Genomic DNA, 15,725 nt, shown 5'->3' with positions numbered 1-15,725 from the left:
ATCTCTGGGCGATCACATTGGTTGCTAAGGGAGCAGCGACAGGTGCGCGACAGTCGCCGTGTTCTCCGAACTCGGCGCGTGCGATAAAGCGAAGCGTTGCGCCGCGCCGACCTCGGAGAGGACGGTGACTGCAAAGCCAATCGAAAGCCATGCGGCGCTCGACGGCTGGAAGCCTGTCCGTTTGTCGCTAACCGGCCCAGAACGACAGGGCGAGTAAATAGGCGAGCAGGCCGATCGGGTAGACGAAACCGACGTTGGCCATGTTGGAACCGGTCAGGTTATCCAGGGCTTCCTGGGTGTCATTGAGCTGGCCCAATTGACCGTCGCGTTTGGAGGCCGCGTAAACGGCGAAGAAGCTGACCATTTCCGGGATGCTGGTGACGACCCCAAGAATCCAGCCGGCGATGGCCGGATGCACTTTCAGTTCCTCGACCACGGTTTTGGTCGCATCGCCCAAAAAGATCCCGGCGACCCCGATCGCGATCAGCGTGGTCACGCCGATCGTGATCCCCAGATGAAGGTTGCCGACCGCATCGGTGCCCACGTTTTCATGGTGTACGCCGCGATTGATGCGGATATCCACAAACCGATAGACGACGAAGAAACCCAGCAAAATCGGGATCAGGTACCACTGGCTGTCCATGCCGAATCGCATCAAGACGATCGGGACCGCGACGGCGAGTCCGGCGAAGATGATTTCATCGAGAAACCGGATGTTAAACAGCTTGCCGAATTGTCGATAAAAGCCTACCGCCAACAGCATCAGAACGACGTTGATGATGTTGGAGCTGGCGATGTTCCACAGTCCCGCTTCCCAGACCCCGGCCAAGCCCGCGGCGACCAAGCACACAAATTCGGGAACCGACGTCGCGTATCCGGTCAGCTGGCCGCGCGCCTTGGCGCTCCAGTTCATCGCACTGGCGATGTGGTCGATGCCACGCAGCAGCCCGTACTTGACGAGCAAAATGATCGCCGCAGCGGAGACGATCATGATCAGCGCAGCCATTTCAAAACTCTAAGAAGGCGGTGAAAGAACGATCAATCCCACAATATAGGAAGAATTGGGATGGGTGCCAGATGCGATCAGCGGATGGTTGTCCGACGAGAATCTGAGACACAGCTAAGGGGACCGTCCAGCTTGGGGCTGAGGCAAAACGCGACAAATCCGAATGATCTGACTGATCGGGTAAGGGGTGGGCGGCGGAGGGGGTATGACGTCCTTTCTAGGTCGTCGCGCAGAGCCCCACGGGCGACGGCCCGGAAGGGCCATGGTACACCAGAAAACGATCGCCCTAAGCTGGACGGTCCCTAAAGCCTTAGACACCAGCGCGCGGACGGTTGCACGCGTGCGCTCGCGATGCTCTGATTGCTCCTCTCCCACTTTTACGCCCGTTCGAGAACGACCATGAATTCGACAGCTTCGGCGTCCGGCAAGGGACGGTCCCCGCTTTCCATGCTCCGCTTTGCCGTCATTTCCATCGCCGTTTTGGCCTTGGTTGTCTGGATGATTCTCCCCCCGATGGAGACACTTCGATTCCAAAAATACAACCTGGAATCCACACGGGCATTGACGCTGCCGTTGATCTCGCTGCCCGACGTCGGTCCACGTCCCGTGCTGGCGTTCTCGGCTGACGGACAGTCCGCCGCATTCATTTCAACCAGGGCCGCGGAGGACGATGAGGGCCAGCAAACACAGATCACGGTCATCGATGTCCCGTCGGGAACGGCCAAGGCGGGGCCCTTGGTCATTTCCAATTCACGCACACCTCCGTCCCTTGAGTTCAGCCGCGACGGAAACTTCCTGGCCGCCGCCGGTGCGACGGAGGTTCGCGTTTGGGATCTGCGTGATTCACGCGAGGTCACAACGATCACACTGCCCGATGTGCGACTGCAATCGCGGCGATACGTCGCGGTCAGCCCCGACGGATCCCGCGTCGCGACGTCGGTCCAGGAGCCCGATCAAGACCCCGGGATTTGGGTGTTCGAATGTGAAACGGGGCTGCCGTTGATCGAGATGGAACGTACCGCGGGCACCGCCAACGACGATCGGTTCGTGTTTCATCCGTCGGAGAATCAGTTGATCGGGCCGGCTGACTCCGATGGCGACCAATCGCATCTTTGTGTTTGGGACATCGGGTCCGGCAAAATCGTCCACGAGGTCATCGGGCACGAAGATTGCCAGACACTCGCATACACGTTCAGTCGCAATCACGACCGAGTGGCGGTGGCGATGTACCACGGGTCACGCGAGTATTATCCCTACGTGACGACGGTTTTCGATTCGGCCAGCTGGACGCCGGTGACCAAAATCGACAACGGCAACTACGTGTTTTGGATGGCACTCCATCCCGATGGCACTCACCTCTCGCTCGTCGACGGAAGCGGCGAGGCGGCGCTGTGGTCGGCCGACAGCGGGATTCGATTGCAGAACTTTCAACTCGGCCTGCCCAGCGCCACCGCGTTTGACCCCGACGGCGGGTTGTTGCTGGTCCGTAACGCCGACGACCAGCCCGATACGGCCTCCATCGTCACCCTCCGTGTGACGGACGGCGCGACTGAGTAGTACCCAAAGAGTCAGGCTTTCGGGCTCGTCGAGACAGCTGATGACACGCTGGAGGCCTTTCCCCGTGCATCTTCTCAAGTCATCGACGCCCGCGTCGTCGCATTAGCCCACCCGACGCAAACACGCCGATCAAAAAAGCTAGCGACGTCGGTTCGGGGATCGCGACCACCGTGATGGTTCCAAACGATTGACCGTCGGCGGCGACCAGGTCGGCCAACTGGTCTTCGTAGGCCCCGACGAGTGTTGAAAAACTGTCGTAGCGATCGCCCGCCGGAGCGCTCGAGCCCTCCGGGACCTCGATTCCCATGTGCGTGCCGATCAGCCCCAACTGACCGTCGATCTCAATTAGCGCGGCGTTGCCAGAATCGCCGCCGAGCAGTCCGATCTCGTCACGGCCCAAGCCACCCGTCCCGCCGTTGGCGTCGGTATCGTAAGAAAACCGAATGGTCCAGGTGTCGCCGCCACCGGAATCAAACTCCGCGATATCAATCGCATCGATCACGTTGCGACCGGCCCGCATCTGGTTGTCCATGGCGAAAAACGTCTGTCCGATCAAGACGTTCAGATCTCCTACCACGATCGGAACTGGCACGATGCTTGGGTCGACGTCCGAGGCGAGCGTGTAAACACGGATGTCGCTGCCGACGGGCCCTTGGCCGGGGAGCGATGTGGTCAAGTCCTGTGCACTCGTCGATTGATAGGTCCGTTCAATTCCATCGGTGCCGCGGAAGGTCACTTCAGGGGTGTGAACATGCGCGGCGGACACATAGTGACGCGGGGTGATCAACACGGCGCGTTGCAACGCCACACCGGAAAGCTGCGATTCGTCCATCAGAAACGTCGGGTTGATCGAGCCGTCGCTGGAGAATCGATCATGTCGCGTCGGATCCAGTCCGTTGATGATCGCCGCGGAACTGGAAGATTGGAGGGATAGCAGTGCAATCCCAAGGACGGCGAGCAAGCGAAGTGGAATCACGGAAAAGGTCTCGATGAACGCGAGCGTACGTGAGGCAAAGGAAGCACCTACGGTACTCCATTGCGATCGCCTCATCAAATGTTAGCCCCGGATGAGCGGTCTGAAATTACGACGTCCTTTTTAGGTCGTCGCGGTGAGTTCTAGGGGCGACGGCCCGGAAGGGCGAGTGCACTCAGAAAAGCGGTCGCCTGAAGGCTAGACACCAACGCCTACTCCAGACCCTCCAGAAACCGCTCCGCGTTCTCGAGGTGCTGATCGCGCTTCTGCTGGTCCATCTTTTCCGCCATGCTGCACATCATCGCCCAGCGGGGATTTTTTCCCAGTTCTTCGGTGTGGTTCCAGATCCATCGCCAGTAAAGTCCGTCCCATGTGTCGCACCACGGTGCCGACTTGTAGTGGCTCATTTTCTTGATGTAGGACGATCCGGAAAAGTAAGGTTTGGTCGTGATCAGCCCGCCGTCGGCGTTTTGACTCATCGCATACGCGTTGGGCACCATCACCCAGTCATAGCTGTCGACGAACATTTCCATGAACCAGCGATAGATGTCGTCGGGATCGATTTCGCAAAGAAACATGAATCCACCCAGCACCATCAGCCGTTCGATGTGGTGGCAATATCCGGTTTGCAAGACGCGCCGAATCGTTTCGTCGATCGGCTCGATGCCCGTCGTCGCGTCGTAGAAACACGCCGGCATCGGCCGGTGATGTTTCCAGTGGTTGGTCGTTCGCAATTTGACGCCCAAGTCTTGATAGGTCGCGCGAATAAACTCCCGCCACCCGATGATTTGACGCACGAACCCTTCCAGCGAATTCAGCGGCACGTCATGGTCCTCGGCGAATGACAACGTTTTTCGCAGCACTTCGTCCGGCGTCAGCAGTCCGATGTTCAGCGTAGGCGTCAGCACGCTGTGCCAGAGCCACGATTCACCCTGGACGATCGCGTCTTCATAGTCGCCAAAGTTGCCCAGTCGCTTTTCCAAAAACTGACTCAGCCAATACCGCGCCGAAGCTCGGGACGTCGGGTAATAAAGGGTGTCAATTTCCCCCGGATGGTCTCCGAAATGCTCTTGGACATAGTTGACTGCTTCTTCGTCGATCGCGTCACGTTTGGGATTCGGGATCGGCGGAAGCGATGAAAGCAGTTCCTTGGGGACCTTCTTGCGATTGTCCTCGTCGAAACTCCACTGATCGCCGACCGGATCGTCACCGTCCATCAAGACGTCCAGTCGTTTCCGTTGCCATTTGTAGAAGTCTGCCATGAACCAGCGGCTTTTGTCGGATCGGTACTCGTTGTTCTGCTCCGGCGTGTTCAGGAAACCGGGGTTGGGGAGAATCTTTAATTCCATTTGCAACTCGTCACAAGCCGCGCGCAGTCGCTTTTCGAAGATGAAATCGGTGGGATGTGCGATCGCAAGAGTTTCGCCCTTGCGTTCTTCTGGCGACATCGCCTTTTGGAGTTGATCGACGAGCTTGGGACTGTCTTTGTCATAGTCGACGTACTGCGTGGAAAACCCTTTGTCCTTCACTTCGGATTCGTAGCGTTTCATCGAAGCACGATGCAGCCAAAGTTTCTGTTTGTGGAACTTGGCCGGATAACGCCAGTCGCCGAAAAACAGCGCGTCTTCCAGCAAGACGACCTTCGACGGTTTCTCGCGCAGCCCCGGGTGATCGGAGAACAATTGATTGGGAAGGATGGCCAGGATCAACGTCGTTACCTCGGGCGGGAAATCGAGCGGCCCAGAAGGCCTTGGAACCGTGGGGAACTGTAGTGGATGGAGAATGGTTGTGCGTCGGGTTGTTGTGCGTCGGGTTACCGCAGCGCGTCATCGTGCAGCCCGTCAGACACGATTCGGCGATTCGCCGGGGAACGAAACTCTTGGCGAGTTCCGCTACCTCTGATTTCCCCCGGCATCGAGAGTTGACCCAGCACTAAAGTTCCGCCGGGTAACGAAAATCACTGTTACGTCAGACAACTAAACACGGAGAAAGCACATGGCTGAAACAAACGACACGAAGAACTGGCCCGAATTGGCAATCGGTTTGTATGACAAGCTGACCGGTCGCAACGCGGAAATCAGCTATTCGTTTGACAATTTTGAGTTGAACGTTCCCAGTTCGACGGCGCCGAATGCACCGAGCGCCCATTGGAAGATGAACGGAACGCTCCGCATCTCGACCCGCGACGGCATCAACGGCCAAGCGGGGTGAAGGTGAGTCATCGCAGGTCGCTGACGGTGGCGGGTTCGGTCCAATGCGAGGTCGACGGACACCGTTTTTCGGTTTCTGCGGGGCCGGAATCGATCGTCGTCGACTTCCCAGACATGCGTTCGCTTGTCTATGCGGCCCGCCATACGGGTCCCGGAGCCTCGCTTCGATCGCGTCTCAAACAGACCGGGAAAGTGCTGGTACGAACGGAAAACAGGCTCGATCTTTGGATCAAGGGTCAGCCTGTCGGTTCGCTGGGATTCGGTGTTCGCTCGGGCATCGGTTTATTGATGGGCGTTCGGCATTTCCGATTCGCTCTCGGCCCCCTGCTTCGTTCGCTAACATGAATGTGGGGAGAGGTTTCCCAGTCCGTCAGTGATCAACCGCATTCCAGCGGTGCAACGATTGAAACAGATTTTGGCGTGAACCGTCCGACATCAAATCACGAGCGGCGGTCGCGCCGCACCCCGGTGGCGGTGACTTTCGCACCCTTGCTACGGCCGACGTCCAGAGGGTTGTACTGCGAGGCGGGCGACTTCTATGTCGACCCGACGCGACCGGTCGATCGTGCCATCGTCACACACGCCCACAGCGATCACGCACGGTGGGGGTGTCGCCGCTATCTCGCTGCCGCACCGAGCGAAACGCTATTGCGAATGAGGCTGAGCGAGGAGGCGGAGTTTCAGTTCCTTCCGTATGGCGAATCGATTCTGATCGGTGGTGTTCGCGTCAGCTTTCACCCTGCCGGCCATATGCTCGGCTCGGCCCAAGTTCGCTTGGAGTATCGCGGCAAGATCGCGGTGGTGACAGGTGATTACAAGCTGAGTCAAGATCCTACTTGCCAGCCCTGGGAACCGGTCAAATGTCATTTGATGGTGACCGAAACAACCTTCGGCTTGCCGATCTATCGGTGGCCTCCGGCGGACTGCGTTCGTGATGAAATCAATCGTTGGTGGCGGCGCTGTCGCGACGACGGAAAGTGTTGCGTGTTGTACGGGTATGCGGTCGGCAAAAGCCAATCGTTGTTGGCGGGCTTGGATCCGAGCCTGGGGCCAATCTTCACCCATGGCGCGGTCGAAAAGGGAACGCAAGCCTATCGCCAGACCGGCGTGGCGTTGCCGGAGACTCGCTATGTCGGCAGCGTCGAGGGGAAACCGGATTGGAGCGGGGCGATGGTCGTGGCGGTTCCGAGTGCACACGGGACACCATGGATCAGGCGGTTCGGCCGCATCAGCACCGCGATGGCCAGCGGTTGGATGGCGGTGCGTGGATCGAGGCGACGGCGGGCAATGGATCGAGGATTTGTTGCCAGCGACCACGTCGATTGGCAATCGTTGCTGGAAGCGATCGACCAGTGCGATCCGGAGACCGTCTGGGCGACACATGGCTACACCGCCGCGGTGGCGCGTTTTCTGAACGAGAACGGCCGCGAAGCGCACGCGTTAGAATCGGGAGGACGACGCGAGGAGGATGAAGATGCGATCCCACCAGCCGACGAGTCGACAGGATGATTCGATTCGCCCAACTGTACAACGAACTCGACTCGACCACGAAGACCAACGAGAAGATCGCGGCGATGGTTTTCTACTTCGCCGACGCCGCTCCGTCCGATGCCGCTTGGGCGACTTATTTCCTGTCCGGCAATAAACTTCGACGTCTTGTGTCGACTGCCCTATTGCGGGACTGGGCCGCCCAGCGGGCCGGGATTCCACAGTGGTTGTTCGAAGAGTCGTATCACGCGGTGGGCGATCTGGCAGAAACGTTTTCGCTGGTCGTCCCGTCAGGGGAATCGCCAACCGACGAATCGTTGACTCGATGGGTCGAGTGCCGGTTGAAGCCACTGGGTTCGATGAGCGAAGCGGAGCAGCACGAGGCGGTGCTGCGGATTTGGGCCGACACGCCCGCGCGGATGCGGTTGGTGGTGATGAAGCTGATCACCGGCGCCTTTCGCGTCGGTGTCAGCAAACGCTTGGTCACCCGGGCGATCGCCGGCCACGCCGGGCTGCCCGTTGATGTGATTGCTCACCGGCTGATGGGAGATTTCGTTCCGTCGGCCGATGCGTTTGCGTCGTTAATCGACCCGGCGACCGGGGATGCGGTTCCGAGCAAGCCGTACCCCTTTTGCCTGGCACATCCGATCGACATCGACAGGGGCCCTGAGGTTCTGGGTGACGCGTCGGAGTATGTCGCGGAGTGGAAGTGGGACGGGATCCGTGGGCAAATTATCCGTCGGTCCGGCGCGAGTTTTCTTTGGTCGCGTGGCGAGGAATTGATGGAGAATCGCTGGCCGGAGATCGAGTCGGCGGCCGAATCGCTGCCCGATGGAACGGTACTGGACGGTGAGATCTTGGCGGCGATTCCCGGCGGTCCGGTCCTGCCCTTTTCTCAATTGCAGCGCCGGATCGGTCGCAAGAAGGTCGGTAAAAAACTGCTCGCCGAAGTGCCCGTCGTCTTCCATGCCTTCGACATTATGGAGCATCACGGCCAGGACATTCGCTCGCTCGGCTATGCCGAGCGCCGGGATCGCTTGGAAGAAACACTGGCATCGATCGAGCATCCGCATCTTACCGCGACCGAATTGATCGAAGGAGAAAGCTGGGATGTGTGGGCGGAAACGCGAGCGACCAGTCGCGGGCAAAACGCCGAAGGATTGATGCTGAAGAAGAAGGACGCACCGTACGACGTCGGTCGCGTTCGCGGCACGTGGTGGAAATGGAAAGTCGCCCCACACACCATCGACGCGGTGCTGATTTATGCACAGAAAGGTCACGGTCGCCGATCGGGATTGTTCACCGACTACACGTTTGCACTTTGGCAAGATGACCAGTTGGTCCCCATCGCCAAGGCATACAGTGGGCTGACGGATCAAGAGATCCGTCAGGTGGATCGATTCGTGCGACAGAACACCAACGACTCGTTTGGCCCCGTCCGAAGCGTCACTCCGACGTTGGTGATGGAACTGGCGTTCGAGGGACTGCAGCGGAGCGGCCGGCACAAGAGCGGGGTCGCGACACGATTTCCAAGGATCCTCCGTTGGCGGCACGACAAACGCCCCGAGGATGCGAACACGCTGGCGGAACTACTCGCATTGCTGCCGGAATCGTGACGCAGAACACCCAAAACGAAACGCCTGCCCAGGCCGTTGACCGCTACTTTGCGTCGCTGGGGTGGAAACCGTTTCGATTCCAGCGAAGTGTTTGGCGAGCCTACCAACAGGGGTTGAGTGGCCTGGTTCATTCTGCGACGGGCACGGGCAAGACGTTGGCCGTCTGGTTGGGGCCGATCCTCAAATGGATGCGGGAGAATCCGGATCGATCGAAATGGAATCCGAAGCGACCGCCGCCGTTGAAGGTGATTTGGATCACGCCGCTGCGTGCCCTTGCCGGTGACACCGAGAGTTCGCTTCGCTCGCCGCTGGACGCTTTGCAGATTCCTTGGCGGTTGGAGTCGCGGACCGGTGATAGCAAGACCAGCATGAAAGCGCGGCAACTGAAACGGATGCCGACGGCGCTGATCACGACGCCGGAAAGTCTGTCGTTGATGTTAACGCATGAAAGGTTGTTGGAGCAGCTTGCCGGCGTCGAAGCCGTCATCGTCGACGAATGGCATGAGTTGCTCGGCACGAAACGCGGGATCCAAACCGAATTGGCTCTTGCGAGGCTGCGTCGGCTTAATCCGAAGGCACGTACCTGGGGCGTCTCGGCCACGCTGGGAAACTTGGACCAGGCGCGGGAATCGCTGCTGGGCATCAATTCCGAATACCAGACCCGTTTGATTCAAGGCTACAAACGCAAGCGATTGAAGCTGGAGTCGGTGATCCCGGATCACATCGATCGCTTCCCCTGGACCGGACACATTGGAACCAAAATGGTCCCCCAGGTGGCCGAGTTGGTCGAACAGGTCAACAGCGTGTTGATCTTCGCCAATACGCGCTCGCAGACGGAAATCTGGTACCAGCAGTTGCTGGCACAGCGGCCGGATTGGGCGGGGCGGATCGCACTGCACCACGGTTCGCTGGACCGTTCGGTTCGTCGCTGGGTGGAAAGCGGTTTACGCGAGGGCTCGCTGCGGGCCGTCGTTTGCACGAGCAGTCTGGATTTGGGAGTCGACTTTACCGCGGTGGATCTGGTCGTCCAGATCGGCAGCCCCAAGGGTGCCGCGCGTCTGTTGCAACGGGCAGGCCGCAGCGGACATCAGCCGGGTGCCGAGAGTCGTCTGGCATTCGTGCCGACCAACGCGATCGAGCTGATTGAACTGGCGGCCGCACAAGACGCGATTCGATCCGGACACTTGGAAGCACGTCCCCTGATCAACAAACCGCTCGACGTGCTCGCCCAGCATGTCGTCACGATCGCGATCGGGGGAGGTTTTCGATCCGAAGAACTGCTTGACGAGATCCGGTCCGCCTACGCTTATCAATCACTCAGCAAACAAGAGTGGCAGTGGGTTTTGGACTTCGTCGTTCGAGGCGGTTCTTCATTGGATGCCTACCCCGATTTTCATCGCGTCAAGGTTGACGGTGAACGCTATCACGTCAGTGACCGTCGCACGATCACGACCCATCGAATGAATATCGGGACGATCGTTTCGGACGCTTCGATGGCGGTGAAGTATCTGAAAGGAACGACGCTCGGCAGCGCCGAGGAGAATTTCCTGTCGAAGCTTGAACCCGGTGATCGATTCCTGTTCGCCGGTCGCTTGCTGTCGCTGGTGCGGATCAAAGACAATGCCGCTTACGTCAAGCGGGCAACGGGAACTCCGGATGCCGTGCCGCGTTGGATGGGCGGTCGAATTCCGCTTTCCAGCGAACTGAGTGCCGCACTGCGGCGGAAGATCACCGAGGCGGCAGCGGGTAAGTTGGCTGGCCGAGAGATGAAGTCACTTCGAAACCTGTTGGAGCTGCAACAACGTTGGAGCATTCTGCCAAAGCTGGACGAGTTGCTGATTGAGAGGATCAAGTCGCGCGGACGATACCAGGTGTTCCTGTTTCCCTTTGAAGGCCGATTGGTCCACGAAGGGCTGGCCGCCTTGTTCGCCTACCGGATCTCACGCTACCAGAAAACGACCCTGACGATGGCGTGCAATGATTACGGGCTTGTGCTGGAATCGCCACACCCCATCGACCTTGCCGAAGCGATCGATCGCGGATTGTTTTCGACCGAGGATTTGATCGGTGATCTTTCCAACAGCATGAACGCGACGGAGATGGCAAAACGTCAATTCCGCCAAATCGCTCGTGTCGCCGGACTGATTCACCCGGGGTATCCGGGACAACAAAAAAAGGCCAGCCATCTGCAGGCCAGCAGCAATCTCTTTTTCGACGTTTTCTGTCAATACGACCCCAACAATCTGTTGCTGCAGCAGAGTCGTCGCGAGGTGCTGGACCTGCAACTGGAAGCGAATCGAATGTTCGCGGCGCTGGATCGTATCGGTGAAAGTCGAATTCGGATTCAAGAACCCCGCAAGGTCACGCCGCTTGCCTTTCCGTTGTTGGTTGACAAGTTGCGAGAACGCGTCAGCAGCGAATCATTGCGGGATCGTGTCGCGCGGATGCAAGCGGAACTGGAAAAAGCGGCGGATCGGTCGTCATCTCGAAAGAAGAAACAGAGTTAAACCCATTATCTTGGCGAACAAACTAATGCCCGACACCCTTGCCATCGAACTCGCCGGACACTCGTTTCGGTTATTCGCCCAACGCTGCATGTATTGGCCTGCCGAAGACATGCTGTTGGTCGCCGACACGCACCTGGGAAAAGAAGCAACGTTTCGTCATCACGGAATCCCAGTTCCGGTCGGCAGCACGCAGGGCACACTGTCGATCATCGCGAGTGTTGTGCGTCGAACCGGTGCAAACCGGCTATGCGTTCTGGGAGATCTCTTTCATGCACGGTCGTCATTATCAGCCGAGGTGCGCGAACACGTCGACGCGTTTTTTGACGATTTCGCACACTTGGAATGCTCGCTGATTCCAGGAAACCATGATGCCCAGGTCGGTCGACTTCCAGCTGCATGGTCGATCGAGGTTCGCCAGCCGGGTTTTCGAATCGGTACGGTCGCGCTGGGACATCATCCCATGGATCCTGCTGAGGGTGCGGAGCTGTACCTGTGCGGTCATCTGCATCCGGCGATCCGTTTTCGCAGCGGTCGCGAGTCCGCAGGGGTGTTCCCCTGTTTCTGGCACTCGGCCGGATGTCTGGTGTTACCGGCGATCGGAGAGTTTACCGGAACGCATGTGATTCGCCCGCGCCATAACGACGGGATCTGGTTCATTGCGGGCAATGAAGTGCATGCGTATTAACCCGGCCGTCGTGTGCGGGGACAGGGGCAGCAATCGGAGAGAAATGCTTCAATTTCATCGGGACGACGAATTGCCGTTGTTGCAATCCCGCTATGATGCGTCTCCGGCTCTTGCTTTTTGTTCTTGACGATCACAACGTGCGGACATGCTTGCGACCAAAACCCTGTCGGTAATGGGGAACCTCTTGGCGTTTGACGAGACAGCCCTGCGCGGCATCTCGATCGCCGTGGCGGGGATGTTGATTGTGATGCTGGCGTTGATCTTGATCAGTCTGTTCATCGCGGCGTCGCCACGGATTCTTGCTGCGGTTGCCAAAGTCTATCCGGAACCGGTCGAGCGGCATCGAAAGCGGACCGAGTCAAAAGACCGGGATGGTGGTGAGGAAGCCGTTCTGGCGGCGATCGGGTTTGTGTTGCACACCGAGTTTCAGAAGCAATGTGCGAGCGAAGACGGTCCATCAGCCAGAGATGGTTAAGGCTGACAGGCGACAATGGTTGGCATCGTGGATGGTGAAAGAAACCGATGGATATCCTGCTTGAGTTTGTAAAAACGACCGGCTTCTGGTCGATCGGCCTCGGTAACATCCTGATGATCTTGATCGGGATCGTGTTCATCGCCTTGGCGATCACGAAAGACTATGAGCCGCTGCTGTTGGTGCCGATCGGAATGGGAGCGATCGTCGGCAACGTCCCGCTGATCGAAGGTATGTCGTTAAGCGTTTACGACATGCACCGCTGGGTGTTAGAGGACGGCCAGGTCGTCTATCAGCCGGGCAGCGTGCTGAGTTACCTCTATTTCGGTGTCAGCTGGGGGATCTACCCGCCGCTGGTCTTTTTGGGCATCGGCGCGATGACAGATTTTTCCACGATGTTGTCCAATCCAAAACTGGTGTTGCTGGGTGCTGCGGCCCAAGTCGGTGTCTTTTTGACGTTCCTGGGTGCGATTTGGCTGGGTTTCGATCTCAAACAGGCCGGTGCGATCGGGATCATCGGCGGGGCGGACGGGCCGACTGCGATCTTTCTGTCGTCCAAGCTTGCACCCGAATTGCTGGGCGCGATCGCGATCGCGGCGTACTCCTACATGGCGCTCGTTCCGGTCATCCAGCCGCCGATCATGCGATTGTTGACCACGCGTCAAGAACGCTTGATCCGCATGAAGCCGCCGCGCAAGGTGTCGCGTCGTGAAAAGATGATCTTTCCCGTCGCGGCGTTTTTGATCTGCACCCTGGTCGCGCCCGGTGCGCTGGTGTTGTTGGGGATGTTGTTTTTCGGCAATTTGCTGAAGGAGAGTATGGTCACCGAGCGGTTGGCCAATACGGCGCGGACGGCGATGATCGACATCGTCACGGTCCTGCTGGGGTTTTCCGTCGGCGCCAGCACTGAAGCGAGCACGTTTCTGACGCGACAGTCGCTGCTGATTTTCGGACTCGGCGCCTTGGCCTTCGCGATCGCGACCGCCGGCGGCGTTTTGTTCGCCAAATTCATGAATCTGTTTTTGAAAGAGAAGATCAACCCGCTGGTCGGGGCCGCCGGCGTGTCCGCGGTTCCGGATTCGGCACGCGTGGTTCAGATGGTGGGCCAACAGGAAGACTCGCACAATTTTTTGTTGATGCACGCGATGGCACCCAATGTCGCGGGTGTGATCGGTTCGGCGATCGCCGCGGGTGTGTTGTGGGCGGTGCTCACGTAATTGTTTGTTGAGCGGATTTTGAGAACGAGGAAAACTGACGTGTCGAAGAAGAAGGTCAATTTCATGTGCACCGCGTTCCGCGACGGGTTTCAATCCGTCTACGGCGCCCGCGTGTTCACCAAAGATTTTCTGCCGGCCGTGGAAGCGGCACGCGACGCGGGGATCACCTGGTTCGAAGCCGGAGGGGGCGCGCGATTTCAATCGCTGTATTTCTACTGCAACGAAGATGCGTTCGACATGATGGACGCCTTTCGCGAAACCGCCGGTCCGGACGCGAACTTGCAAACACTCGCCCGCGGCGTCAACGTCGTCGGACTCGAATCACAATCCAGCGACATCGTGAAACTGCATGCCGACCTGTTCAAGAAACACGGCATGACGACGATCCGCAATTTCGACGCGCTCAATGACGTCAACAACCTGATCTACAGCGGCAAGTGCATCGTTCAGGCCGGATTAAAACACCAGGTTTGCGTGACGCTGATGGAATTGCCACCCGGATGTGTCGGTGCCCACGACGCGGAGTTTTACGCTCGCACGTTGCAACAAATCCTTGACGCCGAAATTCCCTTTGACGCTGTTTGCTTTAAAGATGCGTCGGGGACGGCAGTGCCGTCGAAGGTTTACGAGACGATCAAGCAGGCGCGGAGCATGCTGCCCGCGGGGACCTTCATCCATTTTCACACGCACGAGACGGCCGGCGTCAGCGTGCTGGCCAACAAAGCGGCGCTCGACGCCGGCGCCGACGCCATCGATTTGTCCATGGCGCCCTGTTCGGGAGGAACCTGCCAACCGGATATTCTGGTGATGTGGCACGCCCTTCGCGGCAGCGACTATGAATTGGATGTCGCCGTCGAAAAAGTGCGCGAGGCCGAAGAGGTCTTTAAGGATTGCATGAGCGATTACTTCTTGCCGCCCGAGGCGACCGCGGTCGAGCCGCTGATTCCCTGGAGTCCCATGCCCGGTGGCGCGTTGACCGCGAACACCCAAATGTTGCGCGACAACGGCATCATGGAGAAGTACCCGGAAATCATTCTGGCGATGAGCGATGTCGTTCGCAAAGGCGGGTACGGGACTTCGGTGACACCGGTGTCCCAGTTTTATTTCCAGCAGGCGTTCAACAACGTGATGTTCGGGCCTTGGAAAAAGATCGCCGAACCGTACGGAAAGATGGTGCTCGGCTACTTTGGGAAAACGCCGGTCGATCCCGATCCCGATGTCGTTCGACTGGCTGCCGAGCAGCTCAAGTTAGAGCCGACGACCCGGCCGGCGCTCGAGATCAACGACGCCGATCCGTCCAAGGGAATCGCCGCGGCGACGGCGGTGTTGGAAAACGAAGGGTTGCCGGTGACCGACGAGAACATCTTTATCACCGCCGCATGCAAAGAAAAGGGCATCAAGTTTCTCAAGGGCGAGGCCGAGGTGGGGGTGCGAAAGGTCGACCGATCGGCCGAAGCAGCCAAGGACCCCACGGCATCCAAGGTGGCTGCGAAGCGGCAGACCGGGCCGGCTGAGTACACGGTCACCGTCGACGGCGAAGACATCCGCATGGCCTTTGAAGGCGACGTCGTCACCGTCGGCAATCGCGTGTTTCGGGTCGCGATTCGCCCTGAAACCGCCACCGCGCTTCAACAGCAAGCCGCGAAAGCTCCCGGTGCAGTGACCGAAGTGAAGTCGCAAATGCCCGGCGCCGTTTTCAAACAGCTGGTGCAACCGGGCGATCACGTGCATTCCGGCGAACCGATCCTGATCCTGGAAGCGATGAAGATGGAAATGGAGATTCAATCCACCGTCGATGGAACGGTCGATGAAGTCTGCGTCGCGGTCGGTGACCATGTCACCACCGGGCAAGTTTTGGTGACGATCAAGTCCTGATTTGCCCGATTCGCCGTCAACTTATCCGTCACCACAAACACGGATCGCCTGCCGTCGATTAGGATGCAACGTCGGCTTGATGTCGATTCTGCATTGATTTTTTGGAGACGATGGTTGTG

Annotated in this window: 12 protein-coding genes; 9 read left to right on the top strand and 3 right to left on the bottom strand. The window is 58.7% G+C overall.

The annotated features are described in order from the left end of the window. Positions 1-187: 187 nt before the first annotated feature. Positions 188-1,006: a hypothetical protein gene (locus Mal15_RS33050; RefSeq protein WP_147871631.1), complete on the bottom strand. Its 819-nt coding sequence runs from the start codon at positions 1,004-1,006 to the stop codon at positions 188-190. A gap of 399 nt (positions 1,007-1,405) precedes the next feature. Between Mal15_RS33050 and Mal15_RS33045 the strand changes: the two genes are divergently transcribed. Then, the gene (locus Mal15_RS33045; protein ID WP_147871630.1) at positions 1,406-2,563 is read left to right on the top strand and encodes a WD40 repeat domain-containing protein; all 1,158 of its coding nucleotides are present in this window, start codon (positions 1,406-1,408) and stop codon (positions 2,561-2,563) included. 79 nt (positions 2,564-2,642) lie between these two features. Here the strand turns inward: Mal15_RS33045 and Mal15_RS33040 are convergent, their stop codons facing one another. Then, complete coding sequence (locus tag Mal15_RS33040; RefSeq protein WP_147871629.1) at positions 2,643-3,539, bottom strand: hypothetical protein; 897 nt, start codon at positions 3,537-3,539, stop codon at positions 2,643-2,645. 209 nt (positions 3,540-3,748) lie between these two features. Further along, on the bottom strand, positions 3,749-5,245 hold the full coding sequence (locus Mal15_RS33035; RefSeq protein WP_147871628.1) for a cryptochrome/photolyase family protein: 1,497 nt from the start codon (positions 5,243-5,245) through the stop codon (positions 3,749-3,751). A 286-nt stretch (positions 5,246-5,531) separates the two neighbouring features. Between Mal15_RS33035 and Mal15_RS33030 the strand changes: the two genes are divergently transcribed. The 8 genes from Mal15_RS33030 to Mal15_RS32995 all read left to right on the top strand — a co-directional run bounded on the left by Mal15_RS33030 (position 5,532) and on the right by Mal15_RS32995 (position 15,606). After that, the gene (locus Mal15_RS33030; RefSeq protein WP_147871627.1) at positions 5,532-5,747 is read left to right on the top strand and encodes a hypothetical protein; all 216 of its coding nucleotides are present in this window, start codon (positions 5,532-5,534) and stop codon (positions 5,745-5,747) included. Positions 5,748-6,214: 467 nt separating this feature from the next. Further along, positions 6,215-7,255: a ligase-associated DNA damage response exonuclease gene (locus Mal15_RS33025; protein ID WP_315854309.1), complete on the top strand. Its 1,041-nt coding sequence runs from the start codon at positions 6,215-6,217 to the stop codon at positions 7,253-7,255. Then, positions 7,252-8,850 carry an ATP-dependent DNA ligase gene (locus Mal15_RS33020; RefSeq protein ID WP_147871625.1) on the top strand — a complete coding sequence of 533 codons (1,599 nt, stop codon included), beginning with the start codon at positions 7,252-7,254 and terminating at the stop codon, positions 8,848-8,850. Before Mal15_RS33025 ends, Mal15_RS33020 begins: the two co-directional genes overlap by 4 nt. After that, positions 8,847-11,357, top strand: coding sequence for a ligase-associated DNA damage response DEXH box helicase (locus tag Mal15_RS33015; protein ID WP_233903182.1), 2,511 nt, complete (start codon positions 8,847-8,849; stop codon positions 11,355-11,357). Before Mal15_RS33020 ends, Mal15_RS33015 begins: the two co-directional genes overlap by 4 nt. Before the next feature lie 25 nt (positions 11,358-11,382). Then, the gene (gene pdeM / locus Mal15_RS33010) at positions 11,383-12,042 is read left to right on the top strand and encodes a ligase-associated DNA damage response endonuclease PdeM (protein ID WP_147871624.1); all 660 of its coding nucleotides are present in this window, start codon (positions 11,383-11,385) and stop codon (positions 12,040-12,042) included. A 145-nt stretch (positions 12,043-12,187) separates the two neighbouring features. Next, the gene (locus Mal15_RS33005) at positions 12,188-12,517 is read left to right on the top strand and encodes an OadG family protein (protein ID WP_147871623.1); all 330 of its coding nucleotides are present in this window, start codon (positions 12,188-12,190) and stop codon (positions 12,515-12,517) included. 47 nt (positions 12,518-12,564) lie between these two features. After that, positions 12,565-13,731: a sodium ion-translocating decarboxylase subunit beta gene (locus tag Mal15_RS33000; protein WP_147871622.1), complete on the top strand. Its 1,167-nt coding sequence runs from the start codon at positions 12,565-12,567 to the stop codon at positions 13,729-13,731. 39 nt (positions 13,732-13,770) lie between these two features. Then, a complete protein-coding gene (locus Mal15_RS32995) occupies positions 13,771-15,606 on the top strand; it encodes a biotin/lipoyl-containing protein (protein ID WP_199773776.1) in 1,836 nt (611 codons plus the stop codon). Positions 15,607-15,725 lie beyond the last annotated feature (119 nt).

Source organism: Stieleria maiorica (genome assembly GCF_008035925.1).
Lineage (GTDB): Bacteria > Planctomycetota > Planctomycetia > Pirellulales > Pirellulaceae > Stieleria > Stieleria maiorica.
This window is presented reverse-complemented; position numbering and strand designations above follow the sequence as displayed.